This is a genomic window from Rhodococcus sp. IEGM 27 (assembly GCF_033142305.1).
GTDB classification, from domain to species: domain Bacteria; phylum Actinomycetota; class Actinomycetes; order Mycobacteriales; family Mycobacteriaceae; genus Rhodococcus_F; species Rhodococcus_F oxybenzonivorans.
The window spans coordinates 82926-102252 of record NZ_JAWLSG010000008.1 but is presented as its reverse complement, the minus strand read 5'-3'; the positions used below and the strand labels follow the sequence as shown (position 1 = coordinate 102252).

At 66.9% G+C, this 19327-nt stretch carries 18 protein-coding genes; 14 read left to right on the top strand and 4 right to left on the bottom strand.

The window, feature by feature from the left end:
* Positions 1-46 precede the first annotated feature (46 nt).
* Entirely contained in the window at positions 47-451 is a 405-nt protein-coding gene (locus tag R4P95_RS25085; RefSeq protein ID WP_005239778.1) for a DUF5319 domain-containing protein, read from the bottom strand.
* A 219-nt stretch (positions 452-670) separates the two neighbouring features.
* Here R4P95_RS25085 and guaB point away from each other — a divergent pair, with 219 nt between their 5' ends.
* The 4 genes from guaB to guaA all read left to right on the top strand — a co-directional run bounded on the left by guaB (position 671) and on the right by guaA (position 7017).
* The gene (gene guaB / locus R4P95_RS25080; RefSeq protein WP_109331493.1) at positions 671-2194 is read left to right on the top strand and encodes an IMP dehydrogenase; all 1524 of its coding nucleotides are present in this window, start codon (positions 671-673) and stop codon (positions 2192-2194) included.
* A gap of 26 nt (positions 2195-2220) precedes the next feature.
* Positions 2221-3360 carry a GuaB3 family IMP dehydrogenase-related protein gene (locus R4P95_RS25075; protein ID WP_159925695.1) on the top strand — a complete coding sequence of 380 codons (1140 nt, stop codon included), beginning with the start codon at positions 2221-2223 and terminating at the stop codon, positions 3358-3360.
* A gap of 206 nt (positions 3361-3566) precedes the next feature.
* On the top strand, positions 3567-5345 hold the full coding sequence (locus R4P95_RS25070; protein WP_213577200.1) for a GMC family oxidoreductase N-terminal domain-containing protein: 1779 nt from the start codon (positions 3567-3569) through the stop codon (positions 5343-5345).
* 100 nt (positions 5346-5445) lie between these two features.
* Positions 5446-7017 (top strand): glutamine-hydrolyzing GMP synthase, encoded by a 1572-nt coding sequence (gene guaA, locus R4P95_RS25065; protein WP_159925699.1) that lies wholly within the window; start codon positions 5446-5448, stop codon positions 7015-7017.
* Between the two features lie 62 nt (positions 7018-7079).
* On the opposite strand, the gene R4P95_RS25060 is transcribed toward guaA, so the two are convergent.
* Positions 7080-7319: a hypothetical protein gene (locus R4P95_RS25060; RefSeq protein WP_159925701.1), complete on the bottom strand. Its 240-nt coding sequence runs from the start codon at positions 7317-7319 to the stop codon at positions 7080-7082.
* On the bottom strand, positions 7297-8754 hold the full coding sequence (locus tag R4P95_RS25055) for a PspC domain-containing protein (RefSeq protein WP_317746905.1): 1458 nt from the start codon (positions 8752-8754) through the stop codon (positions 7297-7299). Before R4P95_RS25055 ends, R4P95_RS25060 begins: the two co-directional genes overlap by 23 nt.
* Positions 8755-8903: 149 nt before the next feature.
* Between R4P95_RS25055 and R4P95_RS25050 the strand changes: the two genes are divergently transcribed.
* Together R4P95_RS25050 and R4P95_RS25045 are read left to right on the top strand one after the other, a co-directional pair.
* Positions 8904-10259, top strand: coding sequence for a sensor histidine kinase (locus R4P95_RS25050; protein ID WP_397517754.1), 1356 nt, complete (start codon positions 8904-8906; stop codon positions 10257-10259).
* Complete coding sequence (locus R4P95_RS25045; protein WP_109331479.1) at positions 10256-10915, top strand: response regulator; 660 nt, start codon at positions 10256-10258, stop codon at positions 10913-10915. The genes R4P95_RS25050 and R4P95_RS25045 overlap by 4 nt, the downstream gene beginning before the upstream one ends.
* 13 nt (positions 10916-10928) lie before the next feature.
* Here the strand turns inward: R4P95_RS25045 and R4P95_RS25040 are convergent, their stop codons facing one another.
* Positions 10929-12140 (bottom strand): serine/threonine-protein kinase, encoded by a 1212-nt coding sequence (locus R4P95_RS25040; RefSeq protein ID WP_109331477.1) that lies wholly within the window; start codon positions 12138-12140, stop codon positions 10929-10931.
* A gap of 175 nt (positions 12141-12315) precedes the next feature.
* Between R4P95_RS25040 and R4P95_RS25035 the strand changes: the two genes are divergently transcribed.
* From R4P95_RS25035 to R4P95_RS25000, 8 genes are all read left to right on the top strand, one after another.
* Positions 12316-13176, top strand: coding sequence for a hypothetical protein (locus R4P95_RS25035; RefSeq protein WP_249354527.1), 861 nt, complete (start codon positions 12316-12318; stop codon positions 13174-13176).
* Entirely contained in the window at positions 13173-14726 is a 1554-nt protein-coding gene (locus tag R4P95_RS25030; protein ID WP_317746904.1) for a DNA polymerase Y family protein, read from the top strand. Before R4P95_RS25035 ends, R4P95_RS25030 begins: the two co-directional genes overlap by 4 nt.
* Positions 14719-15315, top strand: coding sequence for a dihydrofolate reductase family protein (locus tag R4P95_RS25025; protein ID WP_213577204.1), 597 nt, complete (start codon positions 14719-14721; stop codon positions 15313-15315). Before R4P95_RS25030 ends, R4P95_RS25025 begins: the two co-directional genes overlap by 8 nt.
* Positions 15316-15374: 59 nt before the next feature.
* Positions 15375-16151 (top strand): alpha/beta fold hydrolase, encoded by a 777-nt coding sequence (locus tag R4P95_RS25020; protein WP_213577205.1) that lies wholly within the window; start codon positions 15375-15377, stop codon positions 16149-16151.
* Between the two features lie 144 nt (positions 16152-16295).
* Complete coding sequence (locus R4P95_RS25015; protein WP_213577206.1) at positions 16296-17270, top strand: R2-like ligand-binding oxidase; 975 nt, start codon at positions 16296-16298, stop codon at positions 17268-17270.
* Positions 17271-17325: 55 nt separating this feature from the next.
* Complete coding sequence (locus tag R4P95_RS25010) at positions 17326-17829, top strand: hypothetical protein (RefSeq protein WP_317746903.1); 504 nt, start codon at positions 17326-17328, stop codon at positions 17827-17829.
* A 10-nt stretch (positions 17830-17839) separates the two neighbouring features.
* The gene (locus R4P95_RS25005; protein WP_213577208.1) at positions 17840-18418 is read left to right on the top strand and encodes a YdeI/OmpD-associated family protein; all 579 of its coding nucleotides are present in this window, start codon (positions 17840-17842) and stop codon (positions 18416-18418) included.
* Between the two features lie 29 nt (positions 18419-18447).
* A complete protein-coding gene (locus R4P95_RS25000) occupies positions 18448-19326 on the top strand; it encodes a sucrase ferredoxin (RefSeq protein ID WP_317746902.1) in 879 nt (292 codons plus the stop codon).
* Position 19327: the final 1 nt, after the last annotated feature.

The window sequence follows — 19327 nt, the reverse complement described above, 5'->3', positions numbered from 1 at the left end:
GACACTTCGCGTGTCGGGCCACAGCTGCGTCTACGGGTTGTTCGGATCAGGCGTCGAAGCCGTCACCGTGCAGAGCGTCGTTCATCGAGGCGTCGGCGTAGCCGCGGCAGTAGTCCCAGGTGACGTACGCCTCAGGTGTCGGGTCGTAGGCAGGCTCGTGTGGCCGGACGGTGCCGTCCACGAGGAGCTGGAGGAGGTTGGCCCGGAGCATGTCCCAGTCGTGATAGTGATCCTGTTGGCAGTCTTCACAGCACACGACGAGGCCACGGATCCCGCGATGGGCCAGCAAAGCCTCGTATACGGCGAGGTCGGCCAGGTCTTCCTCCACAGCGAGTCGCTCGTGGGGGTCGAGTGGCTGGCCCGGTTCGATCGCATCGAGAGCTGCGGACGGGTCGGCGGGGTCGCCGGCAAAGGGGTCCGGGGGCAGACCGGGAGGCAGTTGATCGCGCACAGCACCACGGTACGCAGGTCAGGCCGGTCTGCGCCAGCCGTTCGGCGTAGGCCCAGCGTGGGTGGGCTCGCATGAGGATCCCGGGGAGCCGATACCATGGTCTGAGGAGCTGGGAATATCGATCGTTGCTCCGTACTTTCTGTCTGTATCCGCATTCCCGAAATTTCCACGACGGCGCTACCGGCGCTGCATCCGAGTTCCATGGAGGGCCCGAACCGCATGACCAGTTCAGCAGGGCATGTACACACCGGCGGTGACGACCCGAACAAGGTCGCAATGCTGGGTCTCACGTACGACGACGTCCTGCTCTTACCGGCGGCGTCGAACGTCATCCCTGGCCAGGTCGATACGTCCAGCCAGCTGACTCGCGACATCAGACTGCGGGTTCCCCTCGTCAGTTCCGCGATGGACACTGTCACCGAAGCGCGCATGGCCATCGCCATGGCCCGCGCAGGCGGTATGGGTGTTCTGCACAGGAACCTGTCCATCGACGCTCAGGCCGGGCAGGTCGAGACGGTCAAGCGATCCGAAGCGGGCATGGTCACCGACCCGGTCACGTGCAAGCCGTCCGACACCCTCGCCGAGGTCGACGCCAAGTGCGCGCGCTTCCGCATCTCCGGACTCCCGGTAACGGATGACGCCGGTCAGCTCGTCGGCATCATCACGAATCGTGACATGCGCTTCGAAGTCGACCAGAACCGCGCCGTGTCGGAAGTCATGACCAAGTCGCCGTTGATCACCGCCCAGGAGGGTGTGACCGCGGAGGTGGCGTTGGGTCTGCTCCGTCGCCACAAGATCGAGAAGCTCCCGATCGTGGATGGTCAAGGCAAGCTCACCGGCCTCATCACGGTCAAGGACTTCGTGAAGACGGAACAGCATCCCGATGCCACCAAGGACCGAGACGGGCGCCTGCTGGTCGGTGCGGCGGTGGGTGTCGGCGACGAGGCGTGGAGTCGGGCGATGGCGCTCACCGACGCCGGCGTCGACGTTCTGGTCGTCGACAGTGCGCACGGGCACTCCGCCGGCGTGCTGGACATGATCTCGAAGCTCAAAGCCGAAGTGGACGAGCGGGTCCAGATCATCGGAGGCAACGTCGCCACCCGTAGCGGTGCGGCTGCACTCATCGAGGCAGGAGTCGACGCCGTCAAGGTCGGTGTGGGCCCCGGTTCGATCTGCACCACCCGTGTGATCGCCGGCGTCGGCGCCCCGCAGATCACTGCGATCCTCGAGGCGGTCGCCGCCGCGAAACCGCACGGTGTGCCGGTCATCGCAGACGGTGGCCTGCAGTTCTCCGGCGACATCGCGAAGGCGCTCGCCGCGGGCGCGTCGACGGCGATGCTCGGGTCGCTGCTCGCCGGCACCGCGGAGTCGCCGGGCGAACTGATCCTCGTCAACGGCAAGCAGTTCAAGAGCTACCGGGGAATGGGTTCCCTCGGCGCCATGCAGAGCCGCGGCGCCGCCAAGTCGTACTCGAAGGACCGCTACTTCCAGGACGACGTGCTGTCCGAGGACAAGCTGGTTCCCGAGGGCATCGAGGGCCGGGTCGCGTTCCGCGGCCCCCTGTCCCAGGTCACGCATCAGCTCACCGGCGGTCTGCGGGCCGCCATGGGTTACACGGGAGCGTCGACCATCGAGGAGCTGCAGAACGCCCAGTTCGTGCAGATCACCGCGGCGGGTCTGAAGGAAAGCCACCCGCATGACATCACCATGACGGTGGAAGCTCCCAACTACACCGCTCGCTAGCAACCAGTCACGAGAAAGGGGCGCGCGTGCGCGACCTCGTTGAGATCGGCATGGGCCGAACAGCCCGACGAACCTATGAGCTGGACGACATCGACATCGTCCCCTCCCGGCGGACACGCTCCTCCAAGGAGGTGTCGACGTCCTGGCAGCTCGATGCCTACCGCTTCGACATTCCCGTGCTCGCGCATCCCACCGACGCGCTGGTGTCGCCGGCGTTCGCGATCGAGCTGGGCAAGCGTGGTGGTCTCGGCGTCATCAACGGTGAAGGACTGTGGGGCCGCCACGCCGATGTCGAGGCGAAACTCGCCGAGCTCGTCGCCCTCGCGGAATCGGACGTCGACGTCGAAGCTCCCATCCGGAAGCTGCAGGAACTGCATGCTGCGCCGCTGCAGCCGAACCTGCTCGCTGCCGCGGTGGCGCAGGTCCGTGACTCCGGGGTCACCACCGCTGTGCGGGTGAGCCCCCAGAATGCGCGGGCACTGACTCCGCATCTGATCGAGGCCGGCATCGACCTCCTCGTCGTCCACGGCACGATCATCTCCGCCGAGCACGTCGCCCATGGCGACAGTGAGCCGCTCAACCTCAAGACGTTCATCTCCGAACTGGACGTTCCCGTCGTGGCCGGTGGGGTGAGCGATCACCGCACCGCGCTCCACCTGATGCGCACGGGAGCGGCGGGTGTCATCGTCGGGTACGGCTCCACGGAAGGGGCTACCACCACCGGTGAAGTGCTCGGCATCGGTCTTCCCATGGCCACCGCCATTGCCGACGCAGCGGCCGCTCGACGTGACTACCTCGACGAGACCGGTGGGCGGTACGTCCATGTCATCGCGGACGGGGACATCGCGTCGTCGGGTGATCTCGCCAAGGCGATCGCCTGTGGTGCGGACGCGGCGGTGCTGGGTGCGCCGCTCGCGGTCGCGGCCGAAGCACCCGGCGGCGGCTGGTACTGGCCGTCGGCGGCAGCCCATCCGTCGGTTCCCCGTGGCACGATGCTGCCGGTGTCCTTCGGCGAACGACCGTCGCTCGACCAGGTCCTCGCGGGCCCGTCGAACGATCCGTACGGTTCCCTGAACTTCGTCGGCGGCCTACGCAGATCCATGGCGAAGTCCGGCTACTCGGACCTCAAGGAATTCCAGAAGGTGGGCTTGACGGTCCGCGCGTAGGGCCTCGTTCCGCTCCACTTTCTCTCATCGCCCAATGCCCCCGGTGTCAAATCGACAGCACCGGTGCGGCGTTGGGCGATTTTCTTGTGCAGGTGCGCAGCCGTTCCTGATACCAATCGTTACAGTTAAGGTAACCCCTGTGGCAGCTGTCACAGCGCTGGGGTGCATACTGGCGAGTAATAACCCAGGTTCGGTGGAGGTCGAGGATGAAGAAGCAACGCGCGACGGACTATGACGTTCTCATCGTCGGGTCCGGATTCGGTGGCAGCGTCACCGCGCTCCGGCTGGTGGAGAAGGGATACAAGGTCGGCATCCTCGAAGCCGGCCGGCGTTATGCCGATGCCGACTTCGCCAAGACCAGCTGGGACCTGAAGAAGTTCCTCTGGGCACCTGCGCTGGGACTTTTCGGCATCCAGCGGGTTCACCTCCTGCGCGACTGCCTGATCCTCGCGGGCGCCGGAGTGGGCGGCGGATCGCTCAATTACGCCAACACGCTGTACAAGCCGCCCGCCTCCTTCTTCCAGGACCGGCAGTGGGCGCACATCACCGACTGGTACGACGAGCTCAGCCCCTACTACGACCAGGCACGGAAGATGCTCGGCGTGGTTCAGAACCCGCACATGACGCCGGCCGACGAAATCATCAAGGCGGTGGCCGAGGACATGGGGGCGGGTGACACGTTCATCCAGACCCCGGTCGGCGTGTTCTTCGGTGAGCCGGGCAAGACGGTGCCCGACCCCTACTTCGGCGGAGTGGGCCCCGACCGCACCGGGTGCATCGAGTGTGGTGAATGTATGACCGGCTGCCGGCACGGTGCCAAGAACACCCTGCTGAAGAACTACCTCGGTCTTGCCGAAAAGGCGGGCGCCGACATCATCCCGATGACGACGGTCACCGGTCTGCGGGAGGCGTCGGACGGCACCTGGGACGTCTTCACCCGGCGGACCGGCCCGGTCAAGAATCGCAAGCGCAAGACGTACACGGCTGCCCAGGTCGTGCTGGCCGCCGGAACGTGGGGCACGCAGCACCTGCTGTTCGACCAGAAGGAGACGGGCGCGCTCCCGAAGATCTCCGATCAACTGGGTGTGCTGACCCGTACCAACTCGGAGTCGATTCTCGGCGCGGCCAAGAACAAGGTCGATCCCGCGCTGGAGCTGACCAAGGGCGTCGCCATCACGTCGTCGTTCCATCCCACCTCGGACACCCACGTCGAGCCCGTGCGCTACGGCAAGGGTTCGAACTCGATGGCGCTGCTGCAGACGCTCCTGACCGACGGCGGCGGCCGACGGTGGATGACGTTCCTCAGGGAACTCGCGAAGGATCCGAAGGCGCTGAAGGTGCTCACCCCGTACCGGTGGAGTGAGCGCACCATCATTGCGCTGGTAATGCAGAATCTCGACAACTCCATCACGACGTACACCAAGAAGGGCCTGTTCGGCCGGCGCAAGTTCACGAGCAAGCAGGGTCACGGTGAGCCGAACCCCAGCTGGATTCCTGCGGGCAACGAGGCCACGAGGCGCATCGCGGAGAAAATCGACGGCCGCGCGGGAGGCACGTGGGGTGATGTGTTCAACATTCCGCTCACGGCGCACTTCCTCGGTGGCTGCACGATCGCCTCGGACCCCGAGCACGGTGTCATCGACCCCTACCACCGCGTGTGGGGATACCCGACGCTCAGCGTGGTCGATGGTGCCGCGGTGTCGGCGAACCTGGGGGTGAACCCGTCGCTGACGATCTCGGCGCAGGCAGAGCGGGCAGCGTCGCTGTGGCCGAACAAGGGTGAGAAGGACTTACGCCCCGCCCAGGGTGAGGGATACCGCCGCCTGAACCCGGTGCCGCCGACCGCGCCGGTGGTTCCCGCCGACGCGCCCGCAGCGCTGGTGCTGCCGATCGTCGAAATCCGCAACGGTTCCTCGACGACGGCCGCGAAGGAACAGGGTGTCACCCAGAACCAGGGTGTCGCCCAGAGCCACGGCGTCGCCTGAATCGCAGTGTCGGCTGAATGGCAGGTCGTTCGAAGGGCGGCGGTTGTGCACGGACATGGGGTCGCGTAGACCACAGAGCTGCGCCGATTAGACTGACCCGGTGACAGATATCGAGCAACAGAGACCCGTCCTCGTCGTCGACTTCGGCGCGCAGTACGCGCAGCTGATCGCCCGGCGGGTGCGTGAGGCGAAGGTCTACTCCGAGGTGGTCCCGCACACCGCGACCGTCGCGGAGATCGAGGCGAAGAAACCTCTCGCCGTGGTGCTCTCGGGTGGGCCGTCGAGCGTGTATGCCGAGGGTGCGCCGCAGCTGGACCCGGCGTTGTTCGATCTGGACGTCCCGGTGTTCGGAATCTGCTACGGATTTCAGGCCATGGCCGGCGCTCTCGGCGGCACGGTGGCGCACACGGGCACACGCGAGTACGGCCGCACCGACTTGACGGTGCAGGGCGGGCTGCTGCACGACGGCCTGCCCAAGAACCAGCCGGTGTGGATGAGTCACGGGGATGCGGTCACCGAAGCGCCGGAAGGCTTCGAGGTGACCGCGACCAGTGAGGGCGCCCCCGTGGCCGCGTTCGAGGACCGGGCCCGCAAACTCGCGGGAGTGCAGTACCACCCCGAGGTCCTGCATTCGCCGCACGGCCAGCAGGTACTCAGCCGATTCCTGCACGAGATCGCGAACATTCCGCCGGCGTGGACGGCCGCGAACATTGCCGACGCCCTGATCGAGCAGGTGCGCGAGCAGGTCGGAGACGGCAAGGCGATCTGTGGGTTGTCCGGTGGTGTCGATTCCGCGGTCGCGGCGGCCCTCGTGCAGCGCGCGATCGGCGACCGACTGACCTGTGTGTTCGTCGATCACGGTTTGATGCGTGCCGGGGAACGAGTGCAGGTCGAACAGGACTTCGTGGCTGCGACAGGTGCGAAACTGATCACCGTCGATGCCGCGGACACCTTCCTCGGCGCCCTGGCCGGGGTGTCGGATCCCGAAACCAAGCGCAAGATCATCGGCCGCGAGTTCATTCGCAGCTTCGAGGGCGCGGTCAGCGACGTGCTGGGTGAGAACGCTGCGCACGGTGACACCGTCGACTTCCTGGTGCAGGGCACGCTCTACCCGGATGTGGTCGAGTCGGGCGGAGGCACCGGAACCGCCAATATCAAGAGTCACCACAATGTGGGCGGGTTGCCGGAAGATTTGCAGTTCACGCTCGTCGAACCACTCCGGTTGCTGTTCAAGGACGAGGTGCGTGCGGTCGGCCGCGAACTCGGCCTGCCCGAGGAGATCGTGGGACGCCAGCCGTTCCCGGGGCCGGGGCTCGGTATCCGCATCATCGGCGAGGTCACCGAAGAGCGCCTCGACATCCTGCGGCACGCCGATTCCATTGCGCGCGAAGAGTTGACGGTCGCCGGGCTGGACAAGTTGATCTGGCAGTGCCCGGTGGTGCTGTTGGCCGACGTCCGCAGCGTAGGGGTGCAGGGTGACGGGCGGACGTACGGTCACCCGATCGTGTTGCGGCCCGTGTCGAGTGAAGACGCGATGACGGCGGACTGGACACGAGTGCCGTACGAGGTGCTCGAGCGCATCTCCACCCGCATCACCAATGAGGTGCACGACGTCAACCGAGTGGTGCTCGACATCACCAGCAAGCCGCCGGGAACCATCGAGTGGGAGTGACGCACTGAAAAGTGCGGTGGGCGAGTCCGAGGACCCGCCCACCGCGCTTTCGTGTTGCCGGACTATCTCTTTCTATTCGGTGCGAAGACGAGAACTGCCCCGACGACCACGGCGACCAGGACGAACAACCAGCGGAATTCGACATTCGCGAGGGGTTCGAGGGAAAAGGGACCGACGAGGGCCCAGCCGCTCACGAGCAGTGCTGCCAGACCTGCGAGGAACAGGAGCGGGGACGGCCGTTTCCGTGAGGTGGTGCCGGTGTCCTGAGTGTCGTCGATGTCATCCACGACGCACCTCCACATTTCCGAATTGTGCGTTCACGTCGAGATTCAATACGGGTCCTTCCGGTCCGTCCGCTCCGCCGTCGAGACCGTCGGGCAGGCACTGGCTGTCACCGAACTGAACCGAGCAGTCGTTGCGGACGTTCATGTTCGGTGGCAGGAGCACGATCACCTCACCGTTTCCGTTCACGGTCACCGTCTTGTCCTCGGTGAGCTCGACCCTGCGGAGGTCGAGGGTGAAGCTGCCGAAACCGCCCGAGTATTCGGAATCGAGGTCGGCCGCCGACATGGGCTCCCATCTCTGTTCGCCCATGCTGCGTCCGTCGAAGTTCAGTGAGCCGACGAGCGAGGCCAGAACGACGAATCCCACCAGTGGTCCGGCGACGACGAGCAATCCGTAGCCCTTGCGGACAACACTCCCGACTACGAGGCCTGCACCGATCACAGCGAGTGCGACGGCACCGATACGTCCCGGGTTCAGCCATTCCGATCCGGTGGCGACCGACAGTGCCGTCGCTGCTGCGGCGGCGAGGATGGCGAGTCCGATGACCATGGTGGTCAGGCGCGAGTGCTTACGCCCGGGTGCTGCGGCGGGTGTGGGAGTTCCGGCCGGCTCGGGAAGGTCCCAGGCGAAGGGGGCCACTCCGAGCGGATCCCAGGCCGGTGGACGTGGTTCGAGTGGTGCGAACGGTGTCGGAGGCGCGAAGCTGCTGGGGGTCGGCTCGGAAGACTTCTCGAACGACACCGTCTTCTGCTCGCTCGCTGGGGGTTCGGTGGGGGACGGTGTGTTCGTTCGATCCGTGCTGTCCGCGGTGGGAGTGGCCGCGGGGCTCGGCGTGTAGGAATCGGGAAGCGTGGTGTACGGACTGTAGGTGGGGTGCGGGCCGGCGCCGTACGCGCTGCCGCCGTAGACACCGGCTCCATACGGGTCGGCGCCGAACGGGTTGCCGCCGAACGGTCCGGGGGCGTAACTCGTGCCCGGATAGCCAGTTCCGACACCGGTCGGTGCGACCCCGGGCGGGAGGGGCGGCGGCACCGGTTGCCGTTGATACAACAACCACAGTCCGCCGAGCATCAACGCCATGCTGATCAGACCCGATCCGCCGAGTCCGACACCGAACGGCCCGACCGTGCTGGCGGCGATGGCGAGAGCGACGAGGAGGACGACGGTCTTGGTGCCCGAATCCGAGCTGTGGCCGCGACCGACGAGGGACTCCGCCGGCGAGGCCGGGTCACCGGATTTGGTGAGGCCGAGCCAGCACACCAGATAGAGGAGTACACCGGCGCCGCCGAAGATGGTCGACACCACGAAAGCGACTCGTATCAGTACGGGATCGACGCCGTAACGGTATCCGATTCCCGCACAGACACCGGCGACGTGACCTCGCCCGGGCAACCGCACCGGCCGGGTCCGCCACAGATCGTGCATCTGCTCTTGGAAACTCCCATTGCTCATACGACCATCGTTGCGGCCGACGCCCCGCGCGTACATCGGGAACTACCCTGATCTTTCCGCCCGGAATTGGCCGTGCCGGTCCGCGAAGTCAGGGTTGGACCCTGATGCCCGGGCGGGGTGATCGTGCCAGTATCGAGTATGTGCAATCTGTGTCGAACGCCGTGCCTTCTGCAGCGCAGACCGGTGGTGGCCCGCTGATGCCACCGGTGGCGCCGGGCGATGTGCCGATGCCGCGGCTCGAACGCCGGGCTGCGGGTCGTGTCGTCGGTGGCGTCGCGGGCGGTATCGCCGATCAGCTGGGTGTCGACGTCCTGAAGGTGCGCGTCGTGTTCGCCGCTCTGGCGGCGCTGGCCGGTGCCGGCATCGTCGCGTACGGCCTCCTGTGGATCTTCACGTCGGCGGGTGCCGACACGGAGAAGCCCAGCGCGTCCGAACGACGCAGGGCCATCGGCCTGATCGCCATCGGTCTCGCTGGTGCCTCCGCATTGTCGTGGTTGTTCAGTGGCCGTGCGGGATCGGTGATTGCGCCGATCATCGTGGTCGCGGTGGGTGCGGCGTTGGTGTGGCGGGAATTCGATTCGGAGGGCCCGCGCACCGTGATCGGGCTGCCGCAGCGACCCACCGTTCTCACGTGGGCGCGGGTTCTCGGTGGCGTGACACTGATCGTCTCCGGGCTGGGCGTGGTGATCCTCGCTCAGGTCGATCTGGAGGCCCTGCGGTCGTCGTTGCTGGCGGTCGTGGTGACCCTTGTCGGCGCCGGCCTACTGACCGTGCCCCTGTGGTTGCGGCTGTGGCGTGCGCTCGGAGCGGAACGGGCAGCGAGGATTCGCAACGAGGAGCGTGAGGAGATCGCCTCCCATCTGCACGACTCGGTCCTGCAGACGCTGGCGCTGATCCAGAAGCAGGCAGATCACCCACAGGAGGTGGCCCGGCTCGCGCGGGGACAGGAACGCGAACTGCGCAAGTGGTTGTTCGGCGGCGGTGACGCCGACCAGTCGAGTCTCGCGGAGGCGCTGCGCATCATCGCCGGTGAGGTCGAGGACCAGCACGGTGTGACGGTGCGGCCGGTGACGGTGGGCGACGTCCCCCTCGATGTGGAGGGGACGGGAGAGGGGCTGTCGAAGGAAAGCTTCACAGCCTTGCTCGGTGCGACGCGGGAGGCACTCGTCAACGCGGCCAAGCATTCCGGCGAGACCGACATCAACCTCTTCGCCGAGGCGGAGCGCGAACAGGTCAGTGTGTTCGTCCGGGACCGTGGTGTCGGCTTCGACATCGAGGAAGTGCCGCCGGATCGGCAGGGACTGGCGAAGTCGATCCGCGGGCGGATCGATCGCCGGGGTGGACACGTGGACGTGCGGTCGGCACCGGGCAAGGGCACCGAGGTCCGGATCTCCATGCCGCGAAACGGCCATGCCAAGGCCGGGGCGGATGCTACCGAGATTACGGACGACGCTGGCCTAGAGTGGGGCGACACTACCGTCCACGCCGAGGAACAGCCACAGTGAGCTTGCCTGAAACACCGCCGTATCGCGTCTTTCTCGTAGATGATCACGCCGTCTTCCGGTCCGGTGTGCGTGCCGAACTCGGACGGGAAGCAGACATGGAGGTCGTGGGGGAGGCCGGCGGTGTGGCAGAGGCGGTGTCGGGTATCAACGCCACCGCCCCGCACGTCGTCCTCCTCGACGTTCACATGCCCGACGGTGGTGGTGTCGCCGTATTGCGCGGCATCGAGGAGGGGCCGGTGTGTCTGGCGCTGAGCGTGTCCGACGCCGCCGAGGATGTGATCGCCGTGATCCGGGCGGGTGCACGCGGTTATGTAACCAAGACGATCTCGGGTGGGGAGCTGGCCGACGGAGTCCGCCGGGTCGCCGGCGGTGACGCCGTGTTCAGCCCGAGGCTGGCCGGATTCGTGCTGGACTCCTTCACCGGCCGCTCCAATGCTCCCGAACCGCAGCTGGATCCGGAACTCGATTCGCTCACCCCGCGCGAGATGGAAGTTCTGCGGCTGCTCGCGCGGGGGTACACGTACCGTGAGATCGCCGAGGAACTGGTCATCTCGGTGAAGACGGTGGAAACCCATGCGTCCAACGTGCTGCGCAAAACGCAGCAGTCGAACCGCAATGCGCTGACCCGGTGGGCGCACCGTCGTCGGATCGACTGATACGTACGGCCGCTCAGGGCTGGGCCAGCAGGACGACCACGGCGACGAGCACGGCCAGTATCAAGATGGCGACCATCACGCCCATGGCGATCGGTGCCCACGCCACCACCTGATCGCGGACCGTGGGTTCGGGTGCACCGGGGGCGGGCGGAGTGGGCCGCGGCGGCCACTGCAGTTTGCCCAGCGGGCGGGGAACGTTCTTCAAGGGCGTGCTCTGGGGCACCGCGGGGAGGCCGGCCTGAGTGGAGCCGATCTTGCTCCGTCGGTGCGGAGGGGGCAACGGAGTGGAACGGTGGGCCCAGGAGGGAATCGTGCCGTCGGCGGAATAGACGGGTGAGCCGACGAGGTGGGCGACATCACCGTCCCCGCCCATGGCCACCCGGGCCAGCGCATCGCGGGCCTCGGCCATCGTGGGACGTCGCGCCGGGTCGGGTTCGAGTAGGTGCAACAGCGTTTCGGTGAGCGGCCCGGCCTTGGCCGGGCGGTAGATCTCGGCCTTCGCGACGCGATGGAGGAGTGCGATGGAGTCGGAATCGATGCCGAACGGCGGCTGCCCCTCGACCACGGTATACAGAGTGGACCCGAGGGAGAAGACATCGCTGGCCTCGGTGGGATCCTGGCCGCGGGCAACCTCGGGGGAGAAGTACGCGGGGGTTCCGGTGATGACGCCGTTCGTGGATTCGGCGGCGTCGCCCTTGGCGCGGGCGATGCCGAAGTCACTGATCTTGACCGTGCCGAGTTCCCGGCCCCGGTCGGCGACGAGGATGTTGCCCGGTTTTATGTCCCGGTGCACGATGCCCGCGGCATGCGCGGCCACCAGGGCGTCCGCCACCTGCGCACCGATCTGAGCTACCTCGAGAGGCGGCAGCGTGTCGGCGATATTCATCGCCTGGGCGAGGCTGCGGGACGGTAGGTATTCCATGACCAGCCAGGGCTCCCCGGCTTCGAGCGCCACGTCGTACATCGCAATGGAATGGCGGTGGGTGAGTTTGGCGGCGTTGCGCCCTTCCCGGAGAGTGCGTTCACGGACGCGGCGGGCCTCGTCGGGGTCGAGTCCGGCCGTCGTGGTGACCTGTTTGACGGCTACGTCCCGGTGCAGCAGGGTGTCTCTCGCCAGCCACACGGCACCCATGCCGCCGCCGCCCAGTTTGGACCTCAGACGGTACCTTCCCGCCACCAGATATTCGGGTCCGATGCCCCTTTCGCTCTGCGCCTGCTCAGTCACGCGTTCAGGTTAGAGGATGATGCGGACACGGGCGGTGCGACGCTCCTGACCTGCGAATACGTGGTCCACTTGACGGGCACTCACCGACCGGCTTTACTGGAAACGAGTTCGAAAATACGTTCGAACGTAGCGTCTGTTCGAGCCGCGTCTTCCCCGTGGTTGCCGACCGCTGTTGATGTCGAGTGACAGGGGTGTCGAGTTGGCTGATGTGGCCGCAGTTCCGGAGTCTGCTGCGCCGCCGGAGTTGTCGGGGCTCTCCCGTCAGGAGCGTCTGGACTTCCTCCGGCGAAGGATGGCGGCGGTCCCCGCTCGCGGGGAATCGGTGGCGAATCGCGCTCCGATGGAGGGAGCGCTGCACACACCGGGCAAGTCTTCGGCCCCCGATTCGGACACGGCCGGGGTGCTCCCGGTTCCGGCTGCGCTGGCCGACCTTCTTCCGAGAGGCGGGCTGGTGCGGGGTTCCGTGGTATCGGTTTCCGGTGCCACCTCACTTCTGCTGGGGCTGGTCGCGTCGGTCACCGCAGACGGGGGACATGTCGCTGTGATCGGGCATCCCCAGCTCGGGTTGCTCGCCGCTGTCGAGATGGGGGCGCAGCTCGAACGCCTCGCTCTGATTCCCGACCCCGGAGCTGATCCGGTGGAGATCGCCGCGGTGCTGCTGGACGGTATGGATCTGGTGGTACTCGGCCTGGGTGGAGCCTCGGTGGCGCCGTCCCGTGCCCGCGCGGTGATGGCCCGCGCGCGGAGCAAGGGTTCGACCCTGGTGGTCACCGACGGACACTGGGACGGTGCTGAGATGCGACTGGATGCCCGGGTCCGCGGATATGCGGGACTGGGCAATGGATCCCAGGAACGGGGGTGCGGCCGGCTACGTTCACTCAGCCTGGCAGTGTGCGCCCGGGGGCGGTCGTTTCAGCCGCGCACCACCCGGCTGGACGTGCGTTCGGCGCAGGGTCGAGTGGAGTGGGTGAGCACGCCGGACAACGCTCTCCCGGAGGCAGGTTTTCCGGAAGCGGCGGAAGTGGTGGGGCTGTGAGCCGCGTAGTGGCGTTGTGGTGTCCCGACTGGCCTGCGGTCGCAGCTGCTGCAGCCGTTGACCTCCCGCCCACTCATCCGGTGGCGGTGACGTCGGGTAATCGTGTGGTGGCCTGTTCGGCGACGGCCCGGGCGGACGGGGTGCACCGGGGACTGCGTCGCCGCGAGTCCCAGGCCCGGTGCCCCCGGTTGCACGTGGTGACAGCGGATGCCGAGCGGGACGCGCGGTTGTTCGAGCCGGTTGCCGCGACCATCGACGCCGTGGCTCCCGGAGTCGAGGTGCTGCGTCCCGGGCTCGTGGTGTTGTCGGCGCGGGGTGTCAGCAGATATTTCGGCTCCGAGGAAGCCGCTGCGGAGCGGTTGGTGGACCAGGTGTCGGCTGTGGGGGTCGAGTGCCAGGTGGGCATTGCCGATCAACTGTCCACGGCCGTGATCGCCGCTCGCAGAGGGGTGCTCGTGCCTCCCGGCCGGGGAGCGGAGTTCCTGGCGCCGCTGCCGATGAGGGAACTGGCTGCCGAACCCAGTCTCGCGGCAGCTCACCGTGGTGAACTGGTCGATCTGCTGCACCGTCTGGGACTTCGCACCATCGGCGCCTTCGCGGCGCTGCCGGCAGGTGATGTGGCGTCCCGCTTCGGAACCGACGCGGTGCTTGCCCATCGTGCGGCGCGGGGTGAGCCGGAGCGTCCCCCGTCGCCGCGATCGCTACCTCCCGACCTGGAGGTGGAAGAACACTGCGACCCCGTGATCGAACGGGTCGACGCCGCAGCGTTCGCAGGCAGGGCGTTGGCGGAGAAACTGCACCGCACCCTGTCCGACGCGGGGGTGGCCTGTACTCGGCTGTCGGTGTCGGCAATCACCGGCAACGGGGAGCAGTTGTCCCGGACGTGGCGATGCGCGGAGCCGTTGACGCCGGAGGCGACGGCGGACCGGGTGAGGTGGCAGTTGGACGGGTGGTTGACCGGGCGCAGCGAGAAGCGTCCCACCGCGGGTATCGCGGTCCTGCGGCTCGAGCCGGTGGAGGTGGTGGCTTCCGGCGCCCTGCAGTTGGGGCTGTGGGGTGGAGTCGGAGATCAGGACGAGAGGGCCCGGCGAGCCCTGGTGCGGGTGCAGGGACTTCTCGGCGGTGAAGCCGTGCAGGTGGGTGTTCTCAGTGGTGGGCGGGGTCCGGCGGAGCGCATCACCCTGCTGCCGTTGGGGGATGAGCTGATTCCTCGTTCCGATCCGTCGGAGCCGTGGCCGGGAACGCTTCCCGAACCGGCACCTTCCGCTGTGTTGACGGCACATCCCGAGGTCGGCATCGTGGACGCACGGGGTGCTGCCGTGACGGTCACGGAACGCGGTGTGTTCAGTGCGCCTCCCGCTCGGTTGCGCTGGGGGAGTAAAGAGTGGACGGTGTGCGGATGGGCGGGACCGTGGCCGGTGGACGAGCGGTGGTGGGATCCGCCCGCCGCCCGGACGGCGGCCAGGGCGCAGGTGCTGCTCGAGGAGTCGCGGGCGCTGCTGGTGATCTGCACGGCGGATCGGTGGACGGTGGAGGGAATCTATGAGTGAGCTGTCTACGCCCGCAGTTCGCCGGGTGATCGTGCAGGAACTGACCACTCTCGACGGGTTCGTCGCCGGGCCGTCGGGCGAGCTCGACTTCTTCGAGGCGGTGTCCGATTTCGGTGAGGTCGATCGGGACAACATAGATCTTCTCGCCGATGTGGATCTGGTTCTGTTGGGCCGCAACACCTATCAGATGTTCGTCGAGTACTGGCCCACCGCGGAAGGCGAGGTGGTGGCCGAGGTGGTGAACACGCTTCCCAAGCTCGTGTTCTCGTCCACCCTCGGCAGGGCGCCGTGGGGATCGTGGGAACCGGCGCAGGTGTACGACGGGAACGTGATCGAGCGGGTGCGGCAGTTGCTGCGGGAGCCCGGTGGTGACGTGGTCGTGTGGGGAAGTATCACGCTGGCCAAGTCGCTACTCGCGGCAGATCTGGTCGACGAGATTCAGTTACGCGTGGTGCCGGTGCTGCTGGGGCGCGGGCAGCGCCTTCTCGACGAGGACACCGGGATGCACGCCCTCACGCTCCTCGAGGCGAAGGGTTACGAGTCGGGGATCGTGACGCTGCGCTATCGGGTCGTCCCCGCCACACCGTGAAACCCAACTTGTGAACGGACCGCCCGTGCGGCGCGGCCGTCCGCCTAGGCTTGTTTCTCGTGGAGACGAGCAGGACGACCGCGACCCGCACCGGTGTCGCCATCGCGTACCGCGACAGCGGAGTGCGCAGTGGCCCGGCCGCTCATCTCGTGCCCGTGGTTCTCGTGCACGGAATGGGCGGTGACGGCGGAACGTGGGATCGGTTCATGCGGGCGCTGGTCTCCCGCGGGCGCCGGGTCGTCGTGCTCGATCTACGGGGACACGGTCGCAGTGCCCGCGCTGCGTCGTACCTGTTCGAAGAATTCGGTTCGGATGTGGTGGAAGTGTGCGACAACCTGGGCCTGTCGCAGGTCGATCTCGTCGGTCATTCGCTCGGTGGTCATGCCGCCTCACTCGCAGCCCAGACCCGCCCCGAGCTGGTGCGGCGGTTGGTCATCGAGGAGGCCCCACTTCCGCTGCGGCCCGGTGACCCGGAGCAGGTCTTCTCGAACCGGCTGCCGTCCCTGCCGGAGCTGTGGCATGCGACGACCAGCCTGATCCGGCACCCGCGGGCCGCGTTCGCCTTCGACCGGTCGATGACACGCTCGGCGCTCGAGCAGTTCCGCCGCCCGGACCCGTTGTGGTGGGACCAGCTGCCACGGATCGAGGCGGACACACTGATCCTGCGCGGCGGTCCCGGCGGGATGGTGGATGCCCGTCGACTCGAATCCGCAGTCGCCGCGATACCGAGATGCCGGGTGGTGGTTTTTCCCGGGGGGCACAGCATTCACCGTGATCGGTACGACGAGTTCGAGGCGGCGGCGATGCCGTTCCTGATGGAGTCCGAGCCGAATTGAGCGTGTGCTGTTCACCGTCGGCCGGATTCAGACAAAAGTCCGCAAATGTAAACCCGCAGCTGGCTGGGCAGGACTAGCGTGGAGTAGAAGCGGGGGCTCGGACCCGGCTGCACAGGTATTCGTACATCGGGAAGAAGGCACGAGATGTCGACGATCACACCCGGACGACCGTACGCACCCGGCAGGGAGGGGTTCAGCTCGCTCCGCTCCGGCGGCCTGAACTGGGACGCCTTTCCGCTGCGACTGTTCACCAAGGGGAATGCCAAGTTCTGGAATCCCGTCGATCTCGATTTCAGCCGGGATGCGCAGGACTGGGAGGAGTTGAACAGCGAGCAGCAGCGGAGCGCGACGTACCTGTGCGCGCAGTTCATCGCCGGTGAGGAGGCGGTCACCGAGGACATTCAGCCCTTCATGAAGGCGATGGCCGCAGAGGGCCGGTTCGGTGACGAGATGTACCTGACTCAGTTCTGTTTCGAAGAGGCCAAGCACACGCAGGTGTTCCGGTTGTGGATGGACGCGGTCGGGCTCACGCAGGACTTGCATCCGTTCGTCGCCGACAATCCGTACTACCGCCAATTGTTCTACGAGGAGCTTCCCGGATCTCTGGGCGTTCTCGAGACGGATCCGAGCCCCGCCAACCAGATTCGCGCCAGCGTCACCTATAACCATGTCATCGAGGGCAGTCTTGCGCTGACCGGGTACTACGCGTGGCAGAAGGTGTGCGCGACCCGCGGGATACTTCCCGGCATGCAGGATCTCGTCAAGCGGATCGGCGACGACGAACGTCGTCACATGGCCTGGGGAACCTTCACCTGCCGACGGCATGTCGCGGCCGACGACAACAACTGGAATGTGGTGCAGGAGCGGATGGCGGAGCTGATGCCGATGGCACTGGGCATGATCGATTGGGTCAATGCACAATTCGAGGTTCAGCCGTTCGGGCTCGACAACGACGAGTTCCTGGCCTACGCCGCGGACCGTGCGCAGCGTCGGCTCTCGGCGATCGAGTCGGCACGCGGCCGGCCGGTCGAGGAAATCGACCTCGACTACTCCCCGGAGGTGCTCGAGGAGCGGTTCGGCGAGGAGGACGCCAAGGCGCTGACCGAGGCAGCAGGCTGAGCGGACTCGGACGAAGGGACGATCAACCGTCGGGTATCCATGGCAGGATCTGGCCATGGCGCTCACCTCGCTCGACCGCAAGCTCCTCGGCTGGTCTGCCGCGTTCGTGATCTCGCAGGCGAATATCGCCCGATTGCTCGGTCCTGCTGCCCCTCGGGTGGCCGAGATTCAGACGGCGCGATCCGCCCGGAACTACATCGCGATCCTCGACGGCATGGACGCCACCGAGACCGCGCGATATCGGAGTCATTACTACCCCGACTTCGTCCATCCCGCCATCTACGCCGTCGCTCTGCGTACGGGTGCGCGACGGCTGGCGGAGTTGACGCCGTTGTCGCCTACAACGCAAAAGATGCTGGCGGCTGCGCCGGTCGTGGCCGCGGCCGGTGACTACGTCGAGAATGTCGTCGGCCTGCATCTGCTGACACATCGGGAGCACATCACCGATGCCACCGTCCGCGCCACCTCCGCGGTCAGCATCACCAAGTGGGTGCTGGCCCTCGGCTCGCTTGCGTATCTGTCGCAGGGTTTCGTGCGGGTGTGGGCACGAGGCCGATAGATTCCGGCGCATGGGTGCAGCAGAGTTGCCGGTCGAGTACTTCGCCGGGCAGATCGAATTCCGCCAGTGGCTCGCAGTTCATCACGCCACCTCACCCGGTATCTGGCTGAAGATGGCGAAGAAGGGATCGGCCCACTCGTCGATCACCTACGACCAGGCACTCGAGGTGGCGTTGTGTTACGGCTGGATCGACAGCCAAGTCCGCCGGATCGACGACGATTTCTTCGTCCAACGGTTCACCCCACGATCGGCGCGCAGTCCGTGGTCGAAACGCAACCGCGAATATGCCGAGAAACTGGAAGCCGCCGGGGCCCTCGAGGCTGCCGGAGCGGCGGAAGTGGAGAAGGCCAGAGCCGACGGGCGGTGGGACCGTGCCTATGCCGGACAGAAGGCGGCTGAAATCCCGGAGGACTTCCTTGCCGCCCTCGCGCAAAATCCGGAGGCGGAGGCGTTCTTTGCGACACTGAACAGCCACAACCGCTACGCCGTCATCTACCGGTTACAGGACGCGAAACGTCCGGAGACGCGTGCCCGGCGCATCGAAAAGTTCGTTCAGCAGTTGTCGGAGCGGCGCAAGTTCCACGACTGAGCGAAAAATCGGCCTGACACAATGGCCTCGTGAACGACACGATCACCTCTACCACCTGCTCCGCGCTGTCCGCCGCCGACGAACCCCTGCCGGGAACGGCGGCGCACGTCACGGGCTGGGTGTGTCTCGAACACCCGGGTGCGTGGGGCCGGGACGTGGTGGACGGCACCGCGCTGGGCAGCGAACTCGCCGGGGAACTCGACGCCCGTGCGAAGGCGGCCGGAGTACGGTTCATGTTCATCCGCCGGCCAGGACGAAGCACGACCGATCCGGCGATGCGCACAGTTCTCCTTGCACACTCTCATCCCGCGTCGGCCTGGTGCGAACGCCTGGACATCGGCAGTCCGGCCGACCTCCTCGACCTCGACCTCGGTGTGGTCGCCGGTCCGGCTCCGCGGTGGGGGGAGCCGGTCGCGGAGCCGGTCGTGCTGGTGTGCGCGCACGGTAAACGGGATCAGTGCTGTGCCGTCCTGGGACGTCCCATCGCCGCCCGGCTGTCCACAGAGTTCGGCGACACCGTGTGGGAATGCTCGCACACGGGAGGACACCGGTTCGCGCCTTCGATGATTCTGCTGCCCACCGGATATACGTACGGCCGGCTCTCTGCGGAACAGAGCGTCGAGGCGGTGCGCGCCGCCGCCCGGGACGAGGTGTACGCGCAGGGACTACGGGGACGAAGCTGCTGGGACGAGCGGGGCCAGGTTGCCGAACTCGCGGTCCGGGAACTGGTGACCGCGGGCCCGAACGAGCTGGCGGTGGACGGGGCGTCGGTGGTCACCCACATCGACGGACGCCGGTGGTCCGTCGATGTGGAGGAGCGGGAACTCGCGCCCAGGCCGCCCAGTTGCGGAGCCGCCCCGAAACCGGTTCGTCCCGTCGTCGCCACCGGGGTACGCCCGCTGTGCTGAC

Excerpts from the sequence above, each read along its gene's own strand:
- guaB (WP_109331493.1), top strand. The coding sequence starts at position 671 with ATGACCAGTTCAGCAGGGCATGTACACACCGGCGGTGACGACCCGAAC.
- R4P95_RS25070 (WP_213577200.1), top strand. The coding sequence starts at position 3,567 with ATGAAGAAGCAACGCGCGACGGACTATGACGTTCTCATCGTCGGGTCC.
- R4P95_RS25060 (WP_159925701.1), bottom strand. The coding sequence starts at position 7,319 with ATGTGGAGGTGCGTCGTGGATGACATCGACGACACTCAGGACACCGGC.
- R4P95_RS25055 (WP_317746905.1), bottom strand. The coding sequence starts at position 8,754 with ATGAGCAATGGGAGTTTCCAAGAGCAGATGCACGATCTGTGGCGGACC.
- R4P95_RS25035 (WP_249354527.1), top strand. The coding sequence starts at position 12,316 with ATGTCGAGTGACAGGGGTGTCGAGTTGGCTGATGTGGCCGCAGTTCCG.
- R4P95_RS25025 (WP_213577204.1), top strand. The coding sequence starts at position 14,719 with ATGAGTGAGCTGTCTACGCCCGCAGTTCGCCGGGTGATCGTGCAGGAA.
- R4P95_RS25015 (WP_213577206.1), top strand. The coding sequence starts at position 16,296 with ATGTCGACGATCACACCCGGACGACCGTACGCACCCGGCAGGGAGGGG.
- R4P95_RS25010 (WP_317746903.1), top strand. The coding sequence starts at position 17,326 with ATGGCGCTCACCTCGCTCGACCGCAAGCTCCTCGGCTGGTCTGCCGCG.
- R4P95_RS25005 (WP_213577208.1), top strand. The coding sequence starts at position 17,840 with ATGGGTGCAGCAGAGTTGCCGGTCGAGTACTTCGCCGGGCAGATCGAA.